The sequence below is a fragment of the Stenotrophomonas sp. NPDC077421 genome (assembly GCF_049545505.1).
GTDB classification, from domain to species: Bacteria; Pseudomonadota; Gammaproteobacteria; order Xanthomonadales; family Xanthomonadaceae; genus Stenotrophomonas; species Stenotrophomonas nematodicola.
Map to the genome: position 1 here is coordinate 60,777 of NZ_JBMWDP010000020.1, position 22,098 is coordinate 82,874.

Annotated in this window: 19 protein-coding genes; 15 read left to right on the forward strand and 4 right to left on the reverse strand. The window is 69.7% G+C overall.

Annotated features, from left to right (window positions below):
* Positions 1-177: 177 nt before the first annotated feature.
* Together ACPEH1_RS12465 and ACPEH1_RS12470 are read left to right on the forward strand one after the other, a co-directional pair.
* Complete coding sequence (locus ACPEH1_RS12465; protein ID WP_423715863.1) at positions 178-1,038, forward strand: hypothetical protein; 861 nt, start codon at positions 178-180, stop codon at positions 1,036-1,038.
* A gap of 10 nt (positions 1,039-1,048) precedes the next feature.
* A complete protein-coding gene (locus ACPEH1_RS12470; protein ID WP_423715864.1) occupies positions 1,049-2,257 on the forward strand; it encodes a DUF4785 domain-containing protein in 1,209 nt (402 codons plus the stop codon).
* Positions 2,258-2,316: 59 nt separating this feature from the next.
* Here the strand turns inward: ACPEH1_RS12470 and ACPEH1_RS12475 are convergent, their stop codons facing one another.
* Positions 2,317-3,147 (reverse strand): ABC transporter ATP-binding protein, encoded by an 831-nt coding sequence (locus tag ACPEH1_RS12475; protein WP_312710783.1) that lies wholly within the window; start codon positions 3,145-3,147, stop codon positions 2,317-2,319.
* 148 nt (positions 3,148-3,295) lie between these two features.
* Between ACPEH1_RS12475 and ACPEH1_RS12480 the strand changes: the two genes are divergently transcribed.
* The 6 genes from ACPEH1_RS12480 to ACPEH1_RS12505 all read left to right on the forward strand — a co-directional run bounded on the left by ACPEH1_RS12480 (position 3,296) and on the right by ACPEH1_RS12505 (position 10,936).
* Positions 3,296-4,498, forward strand: coding sequence for a DesA family fatty acid desaturase (locus tag ACPEH1_RS12480; protein WP_136005718.1), 1,203 nt, complete (start codon positions 3,296-3,298; stop codon positions 4,496-4,498).
* Between the two features lie 42 nt (positions 4,499-4,540).
* Positions 4,541-4,867: an EF-hand domain-containing protein gene (locus ACPEH1_RS12485; RefSeq protein ID WP_017357605.1), complete on the forward strand. Its 327-nt coding sequence runs from the start codon at positions 4,541-4,543 to the stop codon at positions 4,865-4,867.
* 43 nt (positions 4,868-4,910) lie between these two features.
* The gene (gene mutM / locus ACPEH1_RS12490) at positions 4,911-5,723 is read left to right on the forward strand and encodes a bifunctional DNA-formamidopyrimidine glycosylase/DNA-(apurinic or apyrimidinic site) lyase (protein ID WP_017357606.1); all 813 of its coding nucleotides are present in this window, start codon (positions 4,911-4,913) and stop codon (positions 5,721-5,723) included.
* A gap of 80 nt (positions 5,724-5,803) precedes the next feature.
* Positions 5,804-6,370 (forward strand): ECF-type sigma factor, encoded by a 567-nt coding sequence (locus tag ACPEH1_RS12495; protein WP_017357607.1) that lies wholly within the window; start codon positions 5,804-5,806, stop codon positions 6,368-6,370.
* A 63-nt stretch (positions 6,371-6,433) separates the two neighbouring features.
* The gene (locus ACPEH1_RS12500; protein WP_166472416.1) at positions 6,434-9,286 is read left to right on the forward strand and encodes a serine/threonine-protein kinase; all 2,853 of its coding nucleotides are present in this window, start codon (positions 6,434-6,436) and stop codon (positions 9,284-9,286) included.
* 48 nt (positions 9,287-9,334) lie between these two features.
* Entirely contained in the window at positions 9,335-10,936 is a 1,602-nt protein-coding gene (locus ACPEH1_RS12505; protein ID WP_423715865.1) for a glucan biosynthesis protein, read from the forward strand.
* A 32-nt stretch (positions 10,937-10,968) separates the two neighbouring features.
* On the opposite strand, the gene ACPEH1_RS12510 is transcribed toward ACPEH1_RS12505, so the two are convergent.
* Together ACPEH1_RS12510 and ACPEH1_RS12515 are read right to left on the reverse strand one after the other, a co-directional pair.
* Positions 10,969-11,589, reverse strand: a complete 621-nt coding sequence (locus tag ACPEH1_RS12510; protein ID WP_136005712.1) for a thymidine kinase — start codon at positions 11,587-11,589, stop codon at positions 10,969-10,971.
* Between the two features lie 40 nt (positions 11,590-11,629).
* Positions 11,630-12,361 (reverse strand): sel1 repeat family protein, encoded by a 732-nt coding sequence (locus ACPEH1_RS12515; protein ID WP_037590935.1) that lies wholly within the window; start codon positions 12,359-12,361, stop codon positions 11,630-11,632.
* Positions 12,362-12,486: 125 nt separating this feature from the next.
* On the opposite strand from ACPEH1_RS12515, the gene ACPEH1_RS12520 reads away from it, so the two are divergent.
* Positions 12,487-14,463 (forward strand): UvrD-helicase domain-containing protein, encoded by a 1,977-nt coding sequence (locus tag ACPEH1_RS12520; RefSeq protein ID WP_017355295.1) that lies wholly within the window; start codon positions 12,487-12,489, stop codon positions 14,461-14,463.
* 135 nt (positions 14,464-14,598) lie between these two features.
* The gene (locus ACPEH1_RS12525) at positions 14,599-15,141 is read left to right on the forward strand and encodes a GNAT family N-acetyltransferase (protein WP_017355296.1); all 543 of its coding nucleotides are present in this window, start codon (positions 14,599-14,601) and stop codon (positions 15,139-15,141) included.
* 204 nt (positions 15,142-15,345) lie between these two features.
* Here ACPEH1_RS12525 and ACPEH1_RS12530 read toward each other — a convergent pair whose 3' ends face one another.
* On the reverse strand, positions 15,346-16,008 hold the full coding sequence (locus tag ACPEH1_RS12530; protein WP_017355297.1) for a YceH family protein: 663 nt from the start codon (positions 16,006-16,008) through the stop codon (positions 15,346-15,348).
* Between the two features lie 111 nt (positions 16,009-16,119).
* Between ACPEH1_RS12530 and ACPEH1_RS12535 the strand changes: the two genes are divergently transcribed.
* The 5 genes from ACPEH1_RS12535 to plsB form a co-directional block, all read left to right on the forward strand.
* Positions 16,120-17,046: a 5'-nucleotidase, lipoprotein e(P4) family gene (locus tag ACPEH1_RS12535; protein ID WP_026070654.1), complete on the forward strand. Its 927-nt coding sequence runs from the start codon at positions 16,120-16,122 to the stop codon at positions 17,044-17,046.
* Positions 17,043-17,762 carry an orotidine-5'-phosphate decarboxylase gene (gene pyrF, locus ACPEH1_RS12540; RefSeq protein ID WP_017355299.1) on the forward strand — a complete coding sequence of 240 codons (720 nt, stop codon included), beginning with the start codon at positions 17,043-17,045 and terminating at the stop codon, positions 17,760-17,762. The genes ACPEH1_RS12535 and pyrF overlap by 4 nt, the downstream gene beginning before the upstream one ends.
* 244 nt (positions 17,763-18,006) lie before the next feature.
* The gene (locus ACPEH1_RS12545; protein ID WP_229296579.1) at positions 18,007-18,831 is read left to right on the forward strand and encodes a S1 family peptidase; all 825 of its coding nucleotides are present in this window, start codon (positions 18,007-18,009) and stop codon (positions 18,829-18,831) included.
* A 162-nt stretch (positions 18,832-18,993) separates the two neighbouring features.
* Entirely contained in the window at positions 18,994-19,962 is a 969-nt protein-coding gene (locus tag ACPEH1_RS12550) for a hypothetical protein (RefSeq protein WP_423715866.1), read from the forward strand.
* Positions 19,962-22,098: glycerol-3-phosphate 1-O-acyltransferase PlsB (plsB, locus tag ACPEH1_RS12555; protein ID WP_423715867.1), on the forward strand; the 2,137-nt coding region annotated here is incomplete at its 3' end. The genes ACPEH1_RS12550 and plsB, both read left to right, overlap by 1 nt.

The following is a 22,098-nucleotide window of genomic DNA, read 5'->3' on the forward strand; positions in this document are numbered from 1 at the left end:
GAAGATAGGAAACATCTACTGGCGCACGGAATTCGATGCGCTTACGGCATAGCTTCCGCCGAAGGCACGGCCACTTGTCATGCGAATGTCGATCATTGCATTCGATAGTGAACCGCTGCTGGAACCAGGGGGATCACCTGACATGGGAGACAACGGATGCGAAGCAACGCAGGAAGGATGGGCGTCGGCCTGGCCGTGGGCCTGATGCTGGCGTGCGGCGGTGCGCAGGCAGCGGATGTGGTGGGGGTGGCGTTCGTGCACGGCACGGGCGCGCAGACCGATGCGCGAGCCGACTACTGGCAGCCCGGCATCATCGACACGGTACGGCTGGGATTGCCGAACAGCGCCAACTACACCGTCATCAATTGCGACTTCACCCAGTACATGTGGAAGCCCGAGGCCGCCGGCTGCCTGGCCGGGCAGTTGACCACCTTCATCAACGGCAAAGGCATCACCAGGCTGGTGGTGATCACCCATTCCAACGGCGGCAACGTGGTGCGCTGGATCCTGTCCAACCCCACCTATGACAGCCGCTATCCGAAGATCATCCAGACGGTCAGCAAGGTCACCGCGCTGGCGCCCTCCTCGGCGGGCACGCCGCTGGCCGATGCGGTCCTCAACGGCAACACCTTTGAAACCTCGGTGGGCTGGCTGCTCGGGTACACCAACGACGCGGTCCGCCAGCAGCAGGTGGGCCACATGGCCACCTACAACGCACAGAACCTGTACGGCACGGCCGGGCGCCCGGCGCTGCCCAGGCCGTTCCGCGCGGTGGTCGGCTCGGATGTGGAGTCGGCGGTATGGGACAGCAACAGCTACTGCGGAGGCTACGCGCAGAACGTGGGGCTGGAGTTCACCCAGAACTGGTTGAACAGCTGCTCGGACGGCTTCCTGGAGTGCAGCAGCCAGAAGGCTGCCGGCACCACCTGGTTCACCGACAAGCAGCGCACCAACGGCGCCGAGCCGTTGAGCCACAACCAGAGCCGCCGCGAGTGCTTCGGCCTGGGCACGATCCTGCGCAATGACCTGGCCCTGTGAGGAGCACACGATGACTGCAAGACTGACGATCGTGGTGGCCGTGGCCGCCGCCGTACTGGCCGCGCCGCTGCAGGCTGCACAACCGCTGCTGCCGGCGCGCAGCAGCGACCAGGTGGCCCCGCGCGTGGAACGCGCCGCGCTGCCTGACGAGGCGGGTGAACGCGCACCGCTGAGCTTCGCCTGGGCACTGGACCCGACCCAGCCGCTCACAGCGCCGGCGCCGCAGGCCGCGCTCAGCCGCAGCTACTGGGAAACCGTTGACGCCGCCGCGTTGCAGCGGGGCGTGGCGCTGCCGTTGACCGCACCGGATGCGGTGATCCAGGTGAGTCCGGTGCAGGGCGCACGGGTCCTGCGACCCGAGCAGTGGGAGGTGCGCGACCCGACCGGTGCGCTGGCCGTGGACCGTATCGTGGATGCCGGGCAGCTGCGCGCCACCGGCATGCCCGCCGGCACCGGCACGGCGATGGTGCGTACCGGAGGCAGCGCCGCAGTGGGCACCTACCGACTGCAGAGCACCCAGGCGCAGGGGCGCTACGTGGTGCAGGTGCTGGAACCCAACAGCGCGATTGGGCTGCGCCTGCAGGCCGACCGCCAGCAGGTGCTGGCCGGTGGCCGCGTGGTGGTCAGCGCACGCCTGCAGGACGACGGCGGCAGCACCGCGCTGGCGGCGGGGCGCTCCACCACGCGGGCCCTGCCGGCTGAGGGCGAGGCGCTGCTGGTGGCACCGGATGGACGCAGCTGGCCGGTACCGCTGGTGGCCGGCAGGGACGGCCTGCAGGCGCAGGTGACGATCCCGCAGGACGTCGGCACGGTCCAGGGCCTGTGGGAGCTGCAGGCCTTCGTCGGCGCCAGGGGCGTGCAGCGCGATGCCAAGGTCGCCTTCGCCGTCGCGCAGCCGACCGCGCGTTTCAGCGGCCAGGCCGAGGCGGACCCGACGGCCCGCGCCGTGCGCCTGCCGCTGCAGATCGGCGCGCCGGGGCGCTATGAGGCGCGCGGGACGCTGTATGCCACCGGCCCGGATGGGCAGCTGCGGCCGGTGGCGCAGGCGCACAGCGCGGCCTGGTTCGACGCACCGGGCACTGCCCAGCTGCGGTTGCCGTTCGCCAGTGTGGACCTGCCGCGTGGCTATGCGGCGCCGTTCGAGCTGCGTGATCTGCAGCTGCAGGACCAGAGCCGCATGGCCCCGATCGAATCGCGGGCGCGGGCGTTGACGTTCTGAGGACGGCGGGGCGGGGCAAGGGCCCCGCCCCCTTGTGGGCGCCTCCCGCGGGTGCCGGGTCAGCCGGCGAACGCGCTCAACCGCCCGTCCTGCTCCACTACCTGGATCGGGCCGCCGAACACCTCCGACAGCGGTGCATCGCGCAGCAGCGCGGCGCGGCTGCCGTCGGCGACGATCCTGCCGGCGCGCAGCAGTACCACCCGCTCGATCTCCGGAATCACCTCTTCGATGTGGTGGGTGACCAGCACCAGGGTGATGCCCTGGGCAGCCAGCGCCCGCATGGTGGCGATCAGGTGCTGGCGCGCCACCAGGTCCAGGCCGGTGGACGGTTCGTCCAGCAGCAGCGCCTGCGGGCGGTTGACCAGCGCACGGGCGATCAGCACCCGCCGCGTCTCGCCGGCGGACAACTCGGCATAGCGGCGCTGCAGCAGGGGCAGGGCGGCGGTCATGGTCAGCGTTTCACGCACCCGCGCGCGCATGTCCTCGGTGATTTCACGGAAGGCCGGCACCACGAAGCTGGCGAAAAACCCCGACAGCACGGCCTCTTCGACGGTCAGCCCGGGCATGTCGGCCAGCGAGCTGCTGAGGTCGCCGGTAACGATGCCCAGCTGTGAGCGCAGCCGGTCCACCTGCCAGCGGTTCTGCCCCAGCACGCGTACGGCCACCGTCCCGTCGCCGTGGGCCAGCGGGTACAGCTCGCGGGTGATCAGCTTGATGAAGGACGACTTGCCACAGCCATTGGGGCCGAGCAGCGCGGTGTGCTGGCCTTGGGCAATGCGAAGGCTGAGCTCGTGCAGCACCCGCACCTGGCCCCGGATCACGCAGGCGCGGTCCAGTTCGATCAGCGGGGTGGTGGACAACGGGGAGGGGGAAGTGGCGGCAACTGTCATGAATGCGGGGGCATGCTCACGAAGGAGGGTTTGAACTGAATGACGCCGTAAAAATCGCACCGGATGGATGAAGTTTGCAACGTCAGGCCCCATCATGTCCGGAGGTGTACCCGTTTCCTTGCTGGCCGCTGCGGCCCGGAGTCCTGCGATGTTCGATACGCTCCTCAACTTCCTGACCGGCGGTGTTGTCGGCCTTGGCTGGTGGGGCATGGCGCTGGTGCTGCTGGTATTCACCCAGCTGACCATCTTCGCCGTCACCTTGTACCTGCATCGCAGCCAGGCCCACCGCGGCGTGGACTTCCATCCGGTCATCGCCCACTTCTTCCGTTTCTGGACCTGGCTGACCACCTCGATGATCACCAAGGAGTGGGTGGCGATCCATCGCAAGCACCACGCCAAGGTGGAAACCGACGAAGACCCGCACAGCCCGGTGACCAAGGGCATCGGCAAGGTGTTCTGGCGCGGCGTGGAGCTGTACCGCGAGGCCCGCGGCATGCGCGCGGACATCGAGCAGTACGGTCGCGGCGCGCCCGACGACTGGATCGAGCGCCACCTGTACACCCCGCACGCCAACCTGGGGCCGGTCGCGCTGCTGGTCATCAACAGCGTGCTGTTCGGCCTGCCCGGCGTGGCGCTGTGGGCGATCCAGATGGCCTGGATCCCGTTCTGGGCCGCCGGTGTGGTCAATGGCCTGGGCCACTGGTGGGGCTACCGCAACTTCGAGTCGGCCGACACCTCCACCAACCTGACGCCGTGGGCGTTCTGGATCGGCGGTGAAGAGCTGCACAACAACCACCACGCCTTCCCCAGCTCGGCCCGCTTCTCGATGCGCCGTTGGGAGTTCGACATCGGCTGGGCCGCCATCCGCGGTCTGCAGGCGCTGCGCCTGGCCAAGGTGCTGCGTGTGGCGCCGAGCATGGACGTACGTCCGAACATCGCCGTGCCGGATGCGGAAACCCTCAAGGCGCTGCTGTCGCACCGCTTCCAGGCGATGACCGACTACCAGCGCAACGTATTCGTGCCGGCGCTGCGCGAGGAGGCCGCGATGGCCGGCGCCAAGCTGCGCAAGCTGCTGCCGCGCCGCATGCGCCGTGGGCTGGTCAACGACGGTCGCTGGCTCAAGCCCGATTGCCGTGCCCAGCTCAGCACCTGGGTCGATCAGCGTCCGCGCATCCGCGTGCTGGTCGAGCACCGCGCCCGTCTGGCGGCCCTGCTGGAAGCGCGTGGCAACGACGCGGCCGAGCGTCTGAAGCTGCTGCAGGCCTGGTGCCACGAGGCCGAGGCCAGTGGCATCGCCGCGCTGCAGAACTATGCCGCGCGCCTGAAGGGCTACGCACTGACGGCGCACTGAACCGTGCACCGTGTTCACCCGTCAGCCGAAAAACGCCGCCCCGTGCGGCGTTTTTCGTGGCTGCTGCTGCTCGCCAGCGCGGCCGCCCAGGCCCAGGTGTCCGACACCGGCAGCTACCTGCAGCGCATGGACAGCGATGGCGACGGCAAGGTCGGCGTGGAAGAGTACGTGCAGTGGATGCTGTATGCGTTCGACCGCATGGACCGCAACGGCGATGGCGTGCTGACCCGCGATGAGCTGCCGGGCGGCAAGGGCAGCCCGATCACCCGCGAACAGCAGCGCCAGACCTTGATCGAGCGCTTCCACAGGCAGGACGCCAACGGCGACGGGTACCTGAGCGCCAAGGAACTGGCCGCGCCGCCGCGCTGAACCAGCCCGTCCGCAGCGGGCGGGGGCTCGCTAGAATCTGCGCATGCCCGAGCTTCCCGAAGTCGAAACCACCCGTCGCGGCCTGGCGCCGCACCTGGAAGGCCGCCGCGTGCACGGCGTGATCCTGCGCCGGCCGGACCTGCGCTGGCCGATCCCGGCGGAGATCGCCGCGCTGCTGCCGGGCCAGGCCATCGACGGCGTCCGCCGCCGCGCCAAGTACCTGCTGCTGGACACGGCCATCGGCAGCGCGCTGCTGCACCTGGGCATGTCCGGCAGCCTGCGCGTGCTGCCCGGCGATACCCCGGTGCGGGCCCACGACCACGTGGACATCAGCCTGGACAACGGCCGCCTGCTGCGCTTCAACGACCCGCGCCGGTTCGGCAGCCTGCTCTGGCAGCCGGCCGGTGAGACCCATGAACTGCTGGCCGGGCTGGGCCCGGAGCCGCTGGACGACGAATTCAACGGCGACTACCTGTTCCAGCGCAGCCGTGGCCGCAGCGCCTCGGTGAAGACCTTCCTGATGGACCAGGGCATCGTGGTGGGGGTGGGCAACATCTACGCCGCCGAGAGCCTGTTCATGGCCGGCATCAACCCGCTGCGCGAGGCCGGGCGCATCTCCCGCGAGCGGTACCAGCGCCTGGCCACGGCGGTGAAGCAGATCCTCGGCCACGCGATCACCCGCGGCGGCACCACCCTGCGCGACTTCATCAACCCCGACGGCGCCCCGGGCTACTTCGAGCAGGAGCTGCTGGTCTACGGCCGTGACGGCCAACCCTGCCGCCAGTGCGGGCGGCCGCTGCGCCACGCCACCATCGGCCAGCGCGCCAGCGTCTGGTGCGGGCACTGCCAACGCTGAGCCGGCCATCGCCGCATCGTCTCGCGGCCGTCTCTCCCGGGGCGCTATAGTCCGGCCAACGTCACCGGCGGGGGTGTGCGATGAACGAAAGCGCGGATATCACCGTATGGCTCGACTCGGCCCGCGCGGGCGACCGCGCCGCGCTGGACCGGGTCCTGACCCTGCTGTACCAGGAGCTGCACAGCATGGCGCGGCGGCAGCTGGCCGGGCAGCAGAACCGCACCCTGGACGCCACCTCGCTGGTGCATGAGTCCTACCTCAAGCTGCTGGGCGCGCGCGGCGCCGCCCGTTTCGAGGATCGCGCGCACTTCTTCGCCTATGCTGCCTCGGCGATGCGCAGCGTGGTGGTGGATTACGCCCGCAACCGGCTCGCGCGCAAGCGCGGCGGCGATCTCAAGCGCGTTGCCGAGATTCCCGAAAACAGCAGCAGCGGCGTGCGCCTGGACGAGGACCTGCTGGCGCTGGACGTGGCGCTGGCGCGCCTGCAGGCGGTGGATGGGCACCTGGCGCGGGTGGTGGAGCTGCGCTACTTCGCCGGCCTGTCCGAGCAGGAAATCGCCGAGCTCTGCCAGCGGTCCGAACGCAGCATCCGGCGCGACTGGCAGAAGGCACGGATGTTCCTGCTGGCCTCGGTCCGCGAGGACTAGCACAGCGGCATCCGGGCCCCGCGTGGCGGCGCGGGTAGGCAGTCAGCAGGCGGGAGGGGATCGATGGAGGCTTCGCGCTGGCGGCGGCTGTCGTCGCTGCTGGATCCGTTGCTGGACCTGACCGACGCACAGCGTGCGCAGCGGCTGGCGCAGCTTCGCGCCGAGGATCCAAGCCTGGCCGATGACCTGGCGCGGCTGCTGGTGCACGAGCGCGAGAGCGAGGAGTTCATGGCCCAGCCGCTGTGGACCGCCGCGCCGGAGGACAGCCGTGTCGGCACCCTCGTCGGGCCCTACCGGCTGCTGCGCCCGCTCGGGCAGGGCGGCATGGGCGAGGTGTGGCTGGCCGAACGCGCCGACGGGCTGTACCAGCGGCAGGTGGCGCTGAAGCTGCTGCGCAGCGGCTATGCCGACCCCGGGCTGCGCCAGCGTTTCAGCCGCGAACGCGACATCCTGGCCCGCCTGCAGCACCCGCACCTGGCCGAGCTGCTGGACGCCGGCATGGACCTGCAGGGACAGCCCTACCTGGCGCTGGCGTATGTCGAAGGCGAGCCGATCACCGACTACTGCCAGCGCCTGCAGTTGCCGCTGGAACGCCGCCTGCAGCTGATGCTGCAGGTGTGCGCGGTGGTCAGCCACGCGCACGCCAACCTGATCGTGCACCGCGATCTCAAGCCCTCCAATATTCTGGTCACCGCCGAGGGCGAGGTGAAGCTGCTGGATTTCGGCATCGCCAAGCTGCTCGATGCCGACGAGGGCGAGCCCCCGGTGCACCCGCCCACCGAGGCGCGCGCGTTCACCCTGCACTACGCCGCGCCCGAGCAGGTACGCGGCGCGCCGGTGACTACGCTGACCGATGTGTACTCGCTGGGCGTCGTGCTGTTTGAGGTGGTCACCGGGCAGAAGCCGTATCGCCTGCGCCGGCACAGCGACGCCGAGTGGGAGCGGTCGATCATGGAGGTCAGTGCGCCGCGCGCCTCCAGCCTGCTGCTGCGCCGGGCCGGCGAGGGCGGCGCGGCCGGGTCGGCGCTGCGGCGGCTGGCACGGCGGGTGCGGGGCGATCTGGACACGGTGCTGCTCAAGGCGCTGCAGAAGGAGCCGGGCCAGCGCTATGCCTCGGTCGAGGCGTTGGCGCAGGACCTGCGCCGGTTTCTGGAGGGTCGCCCGATCCACGCCCGCCCGCAGGGCACGCTGTACCGGCTGCGCAAGTACATCGGCCGCCACCGCTGGGGCGTCGGCCTGGGCACGGTCAGCGTGCTCGCCTTGATCGCGCTGGCGGTGCTGGCGCTCTGGCAGATGCAGCAGGCGCGCCGCGAGATCGCCCGCGCGCAGGCCATGCAGGATTTCACCGTGGGGCTGTTCGACCGCGCTGCCGGCGTGCGCCACGGCAGCTTCGATGTGCGCCAGCTGCTGGCCACCGGGCAGCAGCGCGGCGAAGTGGAGCTGGCCGACCAGCCGCTGTCGCTGGCCGACCTGGAGGGCGTGATCGGCCGCCTGCGGATCGGCCTGGGCGACTATCAGCTGGCCCTGCAGACGCTGGATCGCCAGCGTGCTCTGCTGGAGCAGGTCAAGGAGGTGCCGCCGGCGCTGCAGCTGGAGGCGGTTACCCAGCGCGGGCGCGCGCTGCGCATGCTCGGCCGCTCGCGCGATTGCGTGGCCCACCTGTTGCCGATGCAGGCGCTGGCCAGCCAGCAGCGCCTGCAGATGCCGACGCTGGTGGCCGAATACCACGCCCAGCTCGGGCGCTGCCAGCAGCTGCTCGGCTACCGCGCCCCGGCGCGTGCCGCCTTCACCACGGCACTGGCGCTGCGCCGCGATGTGCTGCGCGATGTGGTGGCCACCGCCGACAGTCTGTCCGACCTGGCGGCGCTGGACAGCGACGAAGGCCATGCGCAGGCCGCGTTGTCAGGTTACCGCCAGGCCCTGCAGCTGCTGCAGACCCGCGTCGGCGGGCGCCACCCGCAGCTGATCACCCTGCGCCGTCACCTCGGCGAAACCCTGGCCGCGCAGGGCGACCTGGACGGCGCCGAGCGGACCCTGCACCTGGCTTGGGCGGCCGCGGTCAACCTGTACGGACCGGATCATCCGGAAACCCTGTCGATCCGACGCCTGCGCGCGGTAGTGGCAATGCAGCGCGGCGACCTGGACCAGGCCGAAGCGACGCTGCAGCAGGTCCACCGGCTGACCCGACAGGCGTTGGGCGAGCAGCACCGCGATACCGGCCTGACCTGGCACGCGATGGGGCAACTGGCGTTGGAGCGCGGCGACAGCGCCGCAGCCGAGGTCGACTTCGCTCACGCCGTGGCCATCTGGCGCCAGCCGGACTGCGTGCGCCTGCTGCCGCAGGGGCTCTACGACCAGGGCACGGCGCTGGCCGCCAGCGGCCGCTGGCGGGAGGCGCTGGCGGCCCTGCATGAAGGGCGGCAGTGGCAGGCCGCGCAGCGCGGCGAGCTGGACCCCCTGGTGCTGCAGGCCGACCAGGCGATGGCCGGCATCATCGGCGCGCAGGGCGACCCGCGTCAGGCCGGTGAGCGGCTGATCAGCCTGATGCGGCGCATTGCTCCGGCCGGCACGGCCGCAGTGGCGCAGCAGCAGGAGCTGCAGTTGGCCTGGGCGCGGAATCTGATGCGCATGGGGCAGGACGTGGAAGCGCGACGCGTGCTGGAAACGCTTGCGCAGCTCCCGGGCGAGGAGCCCGATACCCGGCAGCGGCGCTGGCGGGCACGCGCATCGCTGGCGCTGCTGTCCTGCGGCGAGGCGCCGCAGCGCGGCCGCCAGGCGCTGGCCGCGCTGCAGGCCGACGTACGCCGGCAACAGCCGCAGGGCGGTGCGATGGCGCACGAGCTGGCGCAGGCGCAGCAGGCCTGCCCCTCGTTGGCCGTGGCTGAACGCTCCGCCGCGTCCACCTCGGCGAATTAACGTTCGCCTGCCTATGATGGCCGGCCCTTTCCTGCCATCGCTGCCTGCATGCAACGACGCGACTTCATCCGCACCGCTTCCCTGGCCCTGGCTGCCGCCGGCCTGCCCGCGCTGCCGGCCTGCGCCGCGCAGGGCAACCAGGTCGGCCTGCGCCGCCTCGGCAAGCCGCAGCCGTTCGACTTCGCCTCCCTCAAGGGCCAGGCGCGCGCGCTGTCCCAGGCGGCCTACCAGAGCCACAGGCGCACCCTGCCGGGTCCGCTGGAAGCGCTGGACTGGGACCAGTACCAGTCCATCCGCTACCGCCAGGACCACGCCCTGTGGGCCGACCAGCCCGGCAGGTACCAGGCCAAGTTCTTCCACCTCGGGCTGTACTTCCATTCCCCGGTGCGCATGTACGACGTGGTGGATGGCACCGCCCAGGAACTGGCCTACGACCCGGCCGCGTTCGACTACGGCAAGAGCGGCCTGAAGGGCAGCCACCTGCCGCCCGACCTCGGCTTTGCCGGGTTCCGCCTCAACACCCGCCAGGACACCGACCGCGACTTCGCCGCGTTCCTCGGTGCCAGCTACTTCCGCGCGGTCGGCAGGGAAGGCCAGTACGGCCAGTCGGCGCGCGGCCTGGCGATCGACACCGGCATGGGCCGTCCGGAGGAATTCCCGGACTTCATCGCCTATTACCTGGAGCAGCCGGCCGCCGACTCCAACACCCTGGTGGTGTATGCGCTGCTGGATTCGCCAAGCGTTGCCGGCGCCTACCGCTTCGCCATCACCAACGGCGATGTGCTGCTGATGGAGATCGACTGCGCGCTGTATCCGCGCAAGGCGATCGAGCGGCTGGGCATCGCCCCGTGCACCAGCATGTACCAGGTGGGCGAGAACGACCGCCGCATGGCCTGGGACTGGCGGCCGGAAATCCACGATACCGATGGCCTGTCGATGTGGACCGGCGCCGGCGAATGGATCTGGCGCCCGCTGTGCAACCCGGCGCAGCTGCGCTTCAACATGTTCGTGGACAACAATCCGCGCGGCTTCGGCCTGCTCCAGCGCGACCGCAACTTCGACCATTACCAGGACGACGGCGTGTTCTACGAGAAGCGCCCGTGCCTGTGGGTGGAGCCGAAGGGCCAATGGGGCAAGGGCTCGGTGCAGCTGGTGGAAATCCCCACCGTGGATGAAACCTTCGACAACATCGTGGCGTTCTGGAACCCCGACGCCAAGCCGCAGCCAGGGCAGGAACTGCTGCTGGGCTATCGGCTGTACTGGGGCGCGCAGCCGCCGGCACGACCGCCGATGGCGCACTGCGTGGACAGCCGCACCGGCCTGGGCGGCGTGATCGGCAAGAAGCGCGAGTACTTCTCCTGGCGCTTCGCCGTGGACTTCGCAGGTGGCGAGCTGGCTGCGCTGATCGACAAGGCCGAGGTGGAAGCGGTGGTGCAGGTCAGCCGTGGCCGCACCGAGATCGTCTCGGCGCGCCCGCTGCGCGAGATCAAGGGCTACCGCGCGATGTTCGACGTGGTGCCGCCGGACGACAGCACCCAGCAGATCGACATCCGCCTGTACCTGCGCAGCGGCGGCCGTACGCTGACCGAAACCTGGCTGTACCAGTACAGCCCGCCGCCGGTGGGCGCACCGGAACGCACGCTCTATTGACGTAGAGCCGGGCTCTGCCCGGCTCCCCACCGTCACAGCGGGAGCGGGGCCTGCATCGGATCGATGCGGCCTTCGCCGCGGGTGATCTTCTTGAACTCGGCGCGGCTGACCGACACGTAGCGTTCGTTGCCGCCGATTTCCACCTGCGGGCCGTCCTGCACGGCATGGCCGTGTTCGTCCACGCGCACGGTCATCGTCGCCTTCTTGCCGCTGTGGCAGATGGTCTTGATCTCCTGCATCTCGTCGGCCCAGGCCAGCAGGTACTGGCTGCCCTCGAACAGTTCGCCGCGGAAGTCGGTGCGCAGGCCGTAGCACAGCACCGGAATGCGCAGCTCATCGACCACTTCGCTCAACTGCCAGACCTGGCTGCGGGTGAGGAACTGGGCCTCATCGACCAGCACGCAGCCCAGCGGTCCTCCTGCGGCGATGTCCGCGGCGATCAGGCGCTGCAGGTCGGTATCGCGGTCGAAGGCCACACCGTCGGCCTTCAGCCCGATCCGCGAGGCGACCACGCCGTGCCCGGCGCGGTCGTCCAGGCGCGGGGTCAGGATGGCCACGCGCATGCCGCGCTCGCGGTAGTTGTGCGCCGACTGCAGCAGGGTGGTGGTCTTGCCGGCGTTCATCGCCGAATAGTAGAAGTAGAGCTTGGCCATGCCGCATTTTATCCGCAGATGGCCGGTGCCGCCGCCGGCGTCACTCGGCCGGTGGCACACCGGTGGCCGGCCCCACCTCCACCGTGCCGGCGCGCTGCATCTGCTCCATCGCCTGGGCCTGCCAGTGCCAGTACTGCGCCGGCTCCCAGTAGCGGTCCTGCAGGAAGCGGTCCACCGGCATGGCCTGCTGCTGCCCGTCCTCGCCGCGCACGGTCATCTTCAGCGCGCCGATCCAGCCCAGCCGGCTGCCCGTCACCTCATTGCGACCGCGGCGCATCTCGCGCTCCTGGCGTGGCTTGGCCACGGCGTCGCCGTAGGTGTCGTACAGCGCCTGGCCTTCCACCAGTGCCCGGTCGCGCTCGGCCGGGTCCAGCGCGGCCCAGTAGCGTTCGCGGTGCACCAGCAGGAAGCGGTCGCCGCGCTCGGCGGCCAGGTCCATCCAGGCATAGGCGGCCGCGCGGTCGGCCGGCCCGCCCACGCCGTTCCACAGCAGCTCGGCCAGGGCCGCCTGCGACAGCTTGTCCGCGTAGCGCGCACCCCGCCGGTAATAGCTCCGCGCCTGCTCGGGCCGCCCGCCCTGCATCGCTTCGTTGCCCAGTTTGCGATAGCGCATGTCCGGGTGCGAGGCCAGGAACGTCTCCGAGCCCAGCACGTCGGCGGCCCACGGGTCGAAGACAGGCGCGTCGGCCTCCGCAGCGGCGGCGGCACCCACCAGCCCGCACAGTACCGCGCCCAGCAGCACGGCCCGGCCCCCTGCAATGCATCCCCTCATGACGCCCCGTGTCCTGCTTCACATGATCCCCCCCTCAATAGCGCAGGGCGCGCGCGCAGGTCAATCCTCCCCGGCCGCCGCCGCACCGGCGCGGCCCGCTACAATGCCCCTCCCCCGGAGTCGGCATGCACGGTCTCAATCCTCCCCAACGCGCGGCAGTCCTGCACTGCGAAGGTCCTCTGCTGGTGCTCGCGGGCGCAGGCAGCGGCAAGACGCGCGTGATCGTGGAGAAGATCGGCCAGCTGATCGCCAGCAAGCGCTATCCGGCGCGGCGCATCGCGGCCATCACCTTCACCAACAAGTCGGCCAAGGAAATGCGCGAACGCGTGGCCAAGCGCCTGCGCAGCGAAGACGCCGACGAGGTGACGATCTGCACGTTCCACGCGCTGGGGCTGAAATTCCTGCAGATCGAGCATGCCTCGGTCGGGCTCAAGCGCGGCTTCTCGATCTTCGACGCCGACGATGCCACCTCGCAGGTCAAGGACCTGATGTACGGCGCCAAGCCGGATGACATCGAAGACGTGAAGAACCTGATCTCGCGCGCCAAGAACGCCGGCCTTTCGCCGGAGCAGGCGATGGCGGCCGCGCGCAGCAACCGCGAGAAGGAAGCGGCCAGCGTCTACGAGCGATACCAGCTGCGCCTCTCCGCGTTCAACGCGGTCGACTTCGACGACCTGATCCGCCTGCCGGTGCAGGTGCTGGAAGAGAACCCGGAGATCGCCCTGGCGTGGCGCGAACGCATCGGCTACCTGCTGGTGGACGAATGCCAGGACACCAACGATGCGCAGTACCGGCTGCTCAAGCAGTTGGCCGGCAGCAAGGGCAACTTCACCTGCGTGGGCGACGATGACCAGTCGATCTACGCGTGGCGTGGTGCCAATCCGGAAAACCTGCAGCAGATGGCGCGCGACTACCCGGCGCTGGAGATCATCAAGCTGGAGCAGAACTACCGCTGCTCCAACCGCGTGCTGCGCGCGGCCAATGCGCTGATCGCCAACAACCCGCACGAGCACCTCAAGAAGCTGTGGAGCGACCAGGCCGACGGCGAACGCATCCGCGTGTGGGAGTGCCGCAACAGCGAGCACGAAGCGGAGAAGGTGGCGGCGGAGATATCCTACCTGGCCACCTCCAAGCAGATTCCCTGGAGTGATTTCTGCATCCTGTTCCGCGGCAACTTCCAGTCGCGGCCACTGGAAAAGGCGCTGCAACTGGTGCGCGCGCCGTACCACATCACCGGCGGCACCGCGTTCCTGGAGCGCCAGGAGGTCAAGGACACGCTGTCCTGGCTGCGCCTGCTGGTGAACCCCGACGACGATACGGCGTTCATGCGCGCGGTGCAGTCGCCCAAGCGCGAAGTGGGTGCCGGCACGCTGGCCAAGCTGGCCGAACTGGCGTCGGAGAAGGACCTGCCGATGGCGCATGCGGCCGAGGCGATCGGCGCGCTGTCGCAGTTGCCGCCGCGCGCGGCCAACGGCCTGAGCCGCTTCACCGACATCCTGCGCGACCTGCGCGCGCAGATGCCGCAGCTCAGTTCCGGCGACCTGGTGCGGCGGCTGGTGAAGGAGTCGGGGCTGGTCTCCGAGCTGCGCAGCGCCTGCAAGGAAGAATCGGTGTACCAGCGCCGTCTGGCCAACCTGGAAGAGCTGGCGCAGTGGTTCGAAGGCGGCCCGCGCGGTGCTTCCACCGCCGACCTGGCCGCGCAGCTGGCGCTGTTGTCGCGCAACGACAAGGACGATGGCGGCAACCAGGTGCGGATGATGACCCTGCATGCGTCCAAGGGCCTGGAATTTCCGTACGTCTTCATCGTTGGCTGCGAGGACGGCGTGCTGCCGCACCAGGTCAGTCTCGACGAGGGCAACCTGCAGGAAGAGCGTCGCCTGCTCTACGTGGGCATCACCCGCGCCAAGGTGCAGCTGTGGATGAGCTACAGCAAGCTCACGCGCAAGTTCGGCGAGCACGTGCGGCTCAAGCCCAGCCGGTTCTTCGAGGAGATCCCGGCCGAGGAGATGCAGCGCGACGGTGCCGATCCGGTCGCCGATGCCGAACGCAAGAAAGAGCGCGCCAGTGCAGGACTGGCGGCGATCCAGGCCTTGTTCGACTGACCACGCGCGTCGCGCAGCGCCGACCCTTGGTCGGCTGCCGCCGGCCAGGGCGAACAGCAGCCGACCAGGGGCCGGCGCTACCGTGTTCGGGGCGCGCATTGCACAATCGGGGCATCTTCCTCCGCAGTGACCCGCATGTCCGCCGTGATCCAGACCGACCGCCTGCACCTGCGCCTGATCGACCCCGACCATGATGCGGCCGACATGCTGGCCCTGCTCAACGAACCGGGGTTCATCCGCAACATCGCCGACCGCGGCGTGCGTACCCTGGCGCAGGCGCGTGACTACACCGCCGAGCGCGTGCTGGGCAGCTATGCCCTCAACGGCTTTGGCATGTACGCCATCATCCGTCGCAGCGACGGCGCATGGTTGGGCAATGCCGGGCTGGTACGCCGCGATGGACTGCCCGCGCCGGATATCGGCTACGCGCTGCTCTCGCCGTACGAAGGCCACGGCTACGCGCTGGAGGCCGCGCGCGGGGTGATGCACTACGCGCGCGATGTGCTGCACCACGCCGATCTGTACGGCATCGTGTCGCCGGACAACCTGCGGTCGGCCGCCCTGCTGCGCAAGCTGGGCATGGAAGATCGCGGCGACCTGCTGTTGCCGCCGCCGCACGGTGGCAACGTGGTGCTGCTGTTCGCCACGCCAGGGGCCCCGGCGGTGGTGGCGTCATGACTGCCTGAGCCCGGCACGGAGGCAGGGTCGGGCGGGCTGCCCGACACCGCGACCGCGCTGCCAGACACCCCGACCGCGCTGTCCGACACCCCGACCGCGCTGTCCGACACTCCGACCGCGCTGTCCGACACTCCGACCGCGCTGTCCGACACTCCGACCGCGCTGTCCGACACCCCGTAGAGCCGGGCTCTGCCCGGCTGCTCTTCAGCCGCCCAACTGCGCGCGCAGGTCCGCCAGCTGCTCCTGCAGCTCGGCCACAGTGGCCTCCAGCTGCTGCACGCGCGCATCCAGCGCGGCGCTGCCACCGCCACCACTGGTCGGCGCCGCCTTGTACGCCTCCGCCAACGCCTCCACGTCCACCGGGCCGGCCAGCAGGTGCATGTAGCGGTCTTCGCGCTGTCCGCTGGCGCGCGGCAGCTGGACCGCCAGGCCGCGCTGGATCATGCGCTCCACATGGTGCCGCAGCTCGTCGGCGTCCTGGAACTGGAACAGGCGCTCGCTGCGGGTCAGCAGCTCGTTCACCGTCTGCGGACCGCGCAGAAGCAACAGGCCCAGAACCGCCAGCTGCTGGCGGGTCAGGTCCAGCGCACTGCCGGCACGGTGTTCATAGCGCTCGGCACGCGAGGAGAACTGCTGGCGGGCCAGCCCCAGCGTCTCCAGCTGGCGCAGCGCGTGGTGCACATCCCCGGCCGACAGGGCCATCACCGGCTCCCGCGCGGTCTTCTGGTTGGCCGCCAACTGGGCGGCATTGACCGTCAGCGGGTAGGCGTCCGGGGTGGTGGCCTCCTTCTCGATCAGGCAGCCCAGGGTGCGGGCCTGGGCCGCGCTCAGCACGGGCAGGGCAGGGGTCTGGACGTCATCGGTCACGGGGGGCTCCACGGTGTTTCAAGGGGGTGCAGCATAGCCGAGCGCCGCCGCCGGCATGAACGCCGCCGGCCAAGCCGGTAAACTGGCACGACTCTGTTGCTGGTGACCCCGATGCGTCGTATTGCTGCTGTTCCCCTGTCCGTGCTTGCCTGCGCCGTGATGGCGCTGACCGCCTGCAAGCGCACCGAAGCCCCGGCTGATGCCGCACCCCCGACCGTCGCCGCGTCTGCCGATGCACCGGCTGCTAGCGGCGATGCCGCCGTGGCCGCCAACGACAATCTCAATGCGGTGCTGTGGATGCAGCGTTCGCAGGAATACCGTGCGATCACCGAGCAGACCTACCGCGCCGCCGCCGACCGCCTGGATGCCGCGCTGAAGGAAGCCCACTGGGATGCGCTGGTGCCCGAAGAGCGCGGCAACGAAGCCAAGGGCCTGAAGCCGGCGGTGGTGCTGGACGTGGACGAGACCGTGCTGGACAACTCGCCCTACCAGGCGCGCCTGGTGCGTGACGGCAAGGAATACGACGAGATGACCTGGGACCAGTGGGTGGCCGAAAAGAAGGCCAAGGCGATCCCCGGCGTGGTCGATTTCGCCAAGGCCGCCAACGCCCGCGGCGTGACCCTGCTGTACATCTCCAACCGCGCGGTTCACCTCAAGGACGCCACCCTCGCCAACCTGCGCGCCGAAGGCCTGCCGGTGGCCGATGACAGCGTCTTCCTCGGCCTGGGCACCGTGGTGGAAGGCTGCGAGCAGGCCGGCAGCGAAAAGAACTGCCGCCGCCGCCTGGCCGGCCAGAAGTACCGCGTGCTGATGCAGTTCGGCGACCAGCTGGGCGATTTCGTCGAAGTCACCGCCAACACCAACGATGGCCGCGACGCGCTGCTGCAGCAGTACCACGACTGGTTCGGCGAGCGCTGGTGGATGCTGCCCAACCCGACCTACGGCGGCTTCGAGCCGGCGCAGTTCAACAACGATTACAGCCAGTCGCGCCAGGCCCGCCACGATGCCAAGCGCGCTGCGCTGGACTACGCGCCGTGAGCCGGGCACCGCTGCCGCTGCGCGATGATGAACGCCTGATCGTCGCGCTGGACGTGCCGGGACGCGATGAGGCGCTGGCGTGGGTGGACCGGCTGGGCGACAGCGTGTCGTTCTACAAGATCGGCATGGAACTGCTGGCGTCCGGCGAATACTTCCAGGTGCTTGATGCGCTCGCCACGCGCGACAAGCGCGTCTTCGTCGACCTGAAGTTCTTCGATATCCCCGCCACCGCCGCCGCGGTGATCAAGCGGCTGTCGCAGTGGCCGGTGAGCTACGCCACCATCCACGGCTGGCACCCGGCGATGATGGAGGCCTGCGCCGCCGCCAACGGCAGCGACATGCGCCTGCTGGCGGTGACCGTGCTGACCTCGATGGGCCAGGACGATCTGCGTGGCATGGGCATCGACCGGGCGCCGGTGGACGTGGTGGTCGAGCGCGCGCTGGCCGCCCGGGCGGCCGGCATCGACGGCGTCATCGCCTCCGGCCAGGAGGCCGCACCGATCCGCGCGGCTACCGGGCCGGGTTTCTCCATTGTCTGCCCCGGCATCCGCCCGGGTGGCCCGGTGGGCGATGACCAGAAGCGCACTGTAGGCGTTGCCCAGGCGTTCGCCGATGGCGCCGATGCCATCGTGGTGGGCCGGCCGATCCGCCAGGCGACCGACCCGCGCGCCGCCGCGCTGGCGATCCAGGCCGAAATCGCCTCGGTCCTGCGCTGATCCCCGCACAGTGCCGGCGCTCCGTGTGCCGGCACCGACGCGTTCTTTGGTGCCGGAACCGCGTCTCGTTGTCGTGTTGCGCACGGTTGCAGAAGTGAATCCATCAATCGCTGCCGGGTCGCTGGCCACAGCGAACTGAGAAGCGTCGCCCAGTCTGTCTCCCGCCTTTGCCGTCGAATCGATCCCGGCACGTGCCCTCCCGGCCGTGTCGTCCGCTTCTTCATCACTGCAAAGGAGTTGCAGCATGCACATGCGTTACCGCGCGGCCGTGGCCGCTCTCGTCGTCATGGCCACGGTGTCCGCCCCGGCGCTGGCCACCCCGCCGCTGGACGGACACAGCCCCAGGATCATCGGCGGCATCGATGCCGAGCCCGGGCAGTACCCCTTCATGGTCAGCCTGCAGCAGCTTGCCCGGGGCGAGTCCGACCACGCGCGTCACTGGTGTGGCGCCACCCTGATCTCGCCGTCCTGGGTGCTGACCGCCGCGCACTGCGTGGAAGATGCGCTGCCGCGTGACTACGCGGTGCTGGCCGGCAAGACCACGCTGGACACCACCGGGCGCCGGCGGGTGTCCAACATCAAGGCCATCCACGTTCACCCGGCCTACGACAGCAGAGCCCTGGTCAACGACATCGCGCTGATCCAACTGCGCCGCCCGATCGCCAAGGGCCAGTTCGCGGTGCCGCTGCTCGGCGGTGACACCGGCTACCTGCGCCGTGGTCGCCGCTTTACCGTGATCGGCTGGGGCGACACCGGCCTGGAAGGACCGGCGGGCGCGCCGACCGTCCTGCAGACCGTGCAGACGCCTTATGTCCCGTTCCGTGAGTGCCGCAACGCCTATCCCAACCTGCAGGCGGGCAAGGTGCTCTGCGCTGGCGAAGAAGGCATCGACAGCTGTCAGGGCGACTCGGGCGGTCCGCTGCTGGTGCAGCGCGAGGGCCGGTGGACGGTTCTCGGGACCGTCAGTTGGGGCGTGGGTTGCGCGCAGGCCGGCTATCCAGGCGTATATGCACGGCTGTCGGACGGGCACATGGCCGACTTCATCCGGGCGACCTGGACCCACGACTAGACCCTGTCGGGCACGGGCACCGCGCCGGTCCCGGCCGGTGTCCGTTCGTTTTTCTTGTTTTTCAATGACCTGCGGCCTCCTATGGTGGCGCCGCAAGGGCCCGGCTTGCCGCTGCAGGGCCCCAGGCCGCAAGATGCGGACCGGTCCGGGGAGTCCGAATTCATGTCCATGCCGTTGATGCCAGGGCGTTGTCGAGAGTGGGTACTGGCGCTGTCGTTCTGCGGCCTGGTGCTGCTCAGTGCGTGCAAGCGCGATCAGATCGATCCGGATGCGCCAGCCGCCGAACCGGTGGCGGCCCTGCGCCAGCTTGCCCGCCTCGTCGCCGACAATGACCTTGTCGGCTACGCGCAGGCGTCGGTGCCGCCGGCCCAGTACGACCGCCTGCAGGCGGCCTGGGCCCAGGGACGCAGCCGCTGGCCGCTGACCGAACTGCCGCTTGATGGTCAGTTCCTGCCGATGATGGCCGCGCTGTCACGGCCGGACGCGCCGCAGCGCCTGCAGCGCGCCTTCGACGCGCAGATTGCCGGCCAGGCCACGGGGGTGCGCCAGGCGGCGCATTCGATGGGACTGTTCGGTGTGCAGTACCTGCGCAACCAGAGCGACTACAGCGAAACCGAGCGCGCCCACTACACCCAGGTGGTCGACGCGCTCAGCCGCTGGGCGGCCGCCGCCCCGCTGACCGACAAACAGCGCGCCCGCACCACCATCACCCTGCTGACGGCCACGGCGCGGACCGCCGCGCTGTCCACCGAGGAACAACTGCAGGCCGCGGGCATGGAAGGTTCGCTGCGCCGGCTGGGACCGTTCGCCAAGGCCTTCAAAACCGCGCTGGCCAGTTACGGCCTGTCGCTGGACACGGCGCTGACCGAACTGCGCGGCGAACTGGTGTCCCAGCAGGGCGATACCGCCGTGGTGCGGATCCAGTACCCGCTGGCGGGCGAACAGATCGACGCACAGGTGCGCATGACCCGTCGCGAGGGCCACTGGTACGTGACGCGGACGCTCGAAGACACCGACGCGCTGCTGCGGACCGCCGAGGCCGCACAAGCTGAACATGACGCCGCCAAGGCGGCTGAAGCAGAGGCGGCCGCTGCGGTCAAGGACGATGCTTCCGCACCGGCTAAGCCATAATGAAGCCGATGCCGAACCAGAATCCCCTGCCTTTCCCCGGCGAAGAGCCGCCCAAGACGCCGGACGCACCGTCCGCGTCGCCCGACACCGCGCCCGTTGCCGGCAGTCCGGCCGAGCCCGGTGAGGCGCCGGCTGCGGCCGACCCGGCGGCAACCGCGCCGTCCGCCATCGTGCCCGGAACCCGTGCCCCGGTGGGCCGCCGCCCGTGGTGGGCGCGCCTGCTGGGCCGGCTGGTCGAGCCGTGGCTGTCGCTGAAGATCGAACCGGAACATCCCGGCCAGTACAACGACGGCCGCCCGGTGGTCTATGTGCTGGAAGACTACGGGCTGTCCAACGCGCTGATCCTGGACAAGGCCTGCCGTGAAGCCGGCCTGCCCTCGCCGCTGGTGCCCATCGCCGGCGACCCGACCGGGCGCCGGCGTGCTTACCTGGCGCTGTCCCGCCGCAGCAGCAGCAACTCGCTGATTCCCGAGCAGCGCGGCGCCAAGACCCATTCGGATTCGCTGGCCAAGGTGCTGCAGGCCCATCGCGCACGCGATGAGCTGGACGTGCACCTGGTGCCGGTGTCGATCTTCGTCGGACGTGCGCCGGACAAGCAGAGCGGCTGGTTCGCCGTGCTGTTCTCGGAAAACTGGGCACTGGTGGGCCGGTTCCGTCGCCTGCTGGCCGTGCTGCTCAACGGCCGCAGCACCATCGTGCGCTTCGCGCCGCCGATTTCCCTGCGCACCACCGTGGACGAGGGGCTGGACCCCGAGCGCACCGTGCGCAAGCTGCAGCGGGTGCTGCGCACGCACTTCCGCCGTATCCGTGAATCGGTGATCGGTCCGGATCTGTCCACCCGCCGCCTGCTGGTGGACAAGGTGCTCGATGCCGACACCGTGCGCGAGGCGATCGCCTCGCAGGCCAAGCGCGACAACTCCAAGCCGGCCGATGCCTGGAAGAAGGCGCATGCCTACGCCTGGGAAATCGCCGCGGACTATTCCAGCCCGGTGGTGCGCTCGGCGAGTTTCATGCTCAGCCACGTCTGGAACCGCATCTATGCCGGCGTGCTGGTCCATCACCTGGACAAGTTCAAGGCGGCCGCGCCCGGGCACGAAGTGGTCTACGTGCCCAGCCACCGCAGCCACATGGACTACCTGCTGCTGTCCTACCTGCTGTACGACCGTGGCATTGTGCCGCCGCACATCGTGGCCGGCATCAACCTGAACCTGCCGGTGGTGGGCACGCTGCTGCGCAAGGGAGGCGCGTTCTTCATCCGCCGCTCCATCCGCGGCAACGCGCTGTACTCGGCGGTGCTCAGCGAGTACGTGGCGCAGCTGGTGGCGGGTGGCTACTCGATCGAGTACTTCGTCGAGGGTGGCCGCTCGCGAACCGGTCGCCTGCTGCAGCCCAAGGGCGGCATGATCTCGATGACGCTGCGCGCGTTCCTGCGCCAGCCGCGCAAGCCGGTGCTGTTCCAGCCGGTCTACATCGGCTACGAAAAGCTGATGGAAGGCGGCAGCTACCTGGATGAGCTGTCCGGGCGGCCCAAGGAAAAGGAATCGATCTGGCAGCTGCTGTGGTCCATTCCCAAGGTGCTCAAGCAGAACTACGGCCAGGTCGTGGTGAACTTCGGCGAGCCGATCGCGCTCAACGACGTGCTGGCCCAGCAGGCGCCGGAGTGGAATGGGCAGCCGGTCGGCGAAGACGAGAAGCCGTCGTGGCTGTCGGGCACGGTCGACCACCTGGCCGAACGCATCCAGGTGCATATCAACGGCGCCGCCGACGTCAATCCGATCAACCTGCTGGCGCTGGCGCTGCTGTCCACGCCCAAGCATGCGATGGGCGAGGCCGACCTGATCGCGCAGATCGAGCTGTGCAAAACCCTGCTGGTGGAGATGCCGTACTCCGATCGCGTGACGGTGACCCCGCACTCGCCGGAGCGGATCATCGCCCATGCCGAGGAAATCAACGTCCTGACCCGCATCAAGCACCCGCTCGGTGATGTGCTCAGCGTCAGCGGCGATACGGCAGTGCTGCTCAGCTACTTCCGCAACAACGTGCTGCACCTGTTCACGGCCTCGTCGTGGGTGGCGTGCTGCTTCCAGAACAACCGTCGCATGAGCCGTACCGGCCTGGTGCAGCTGGGCCGCACGG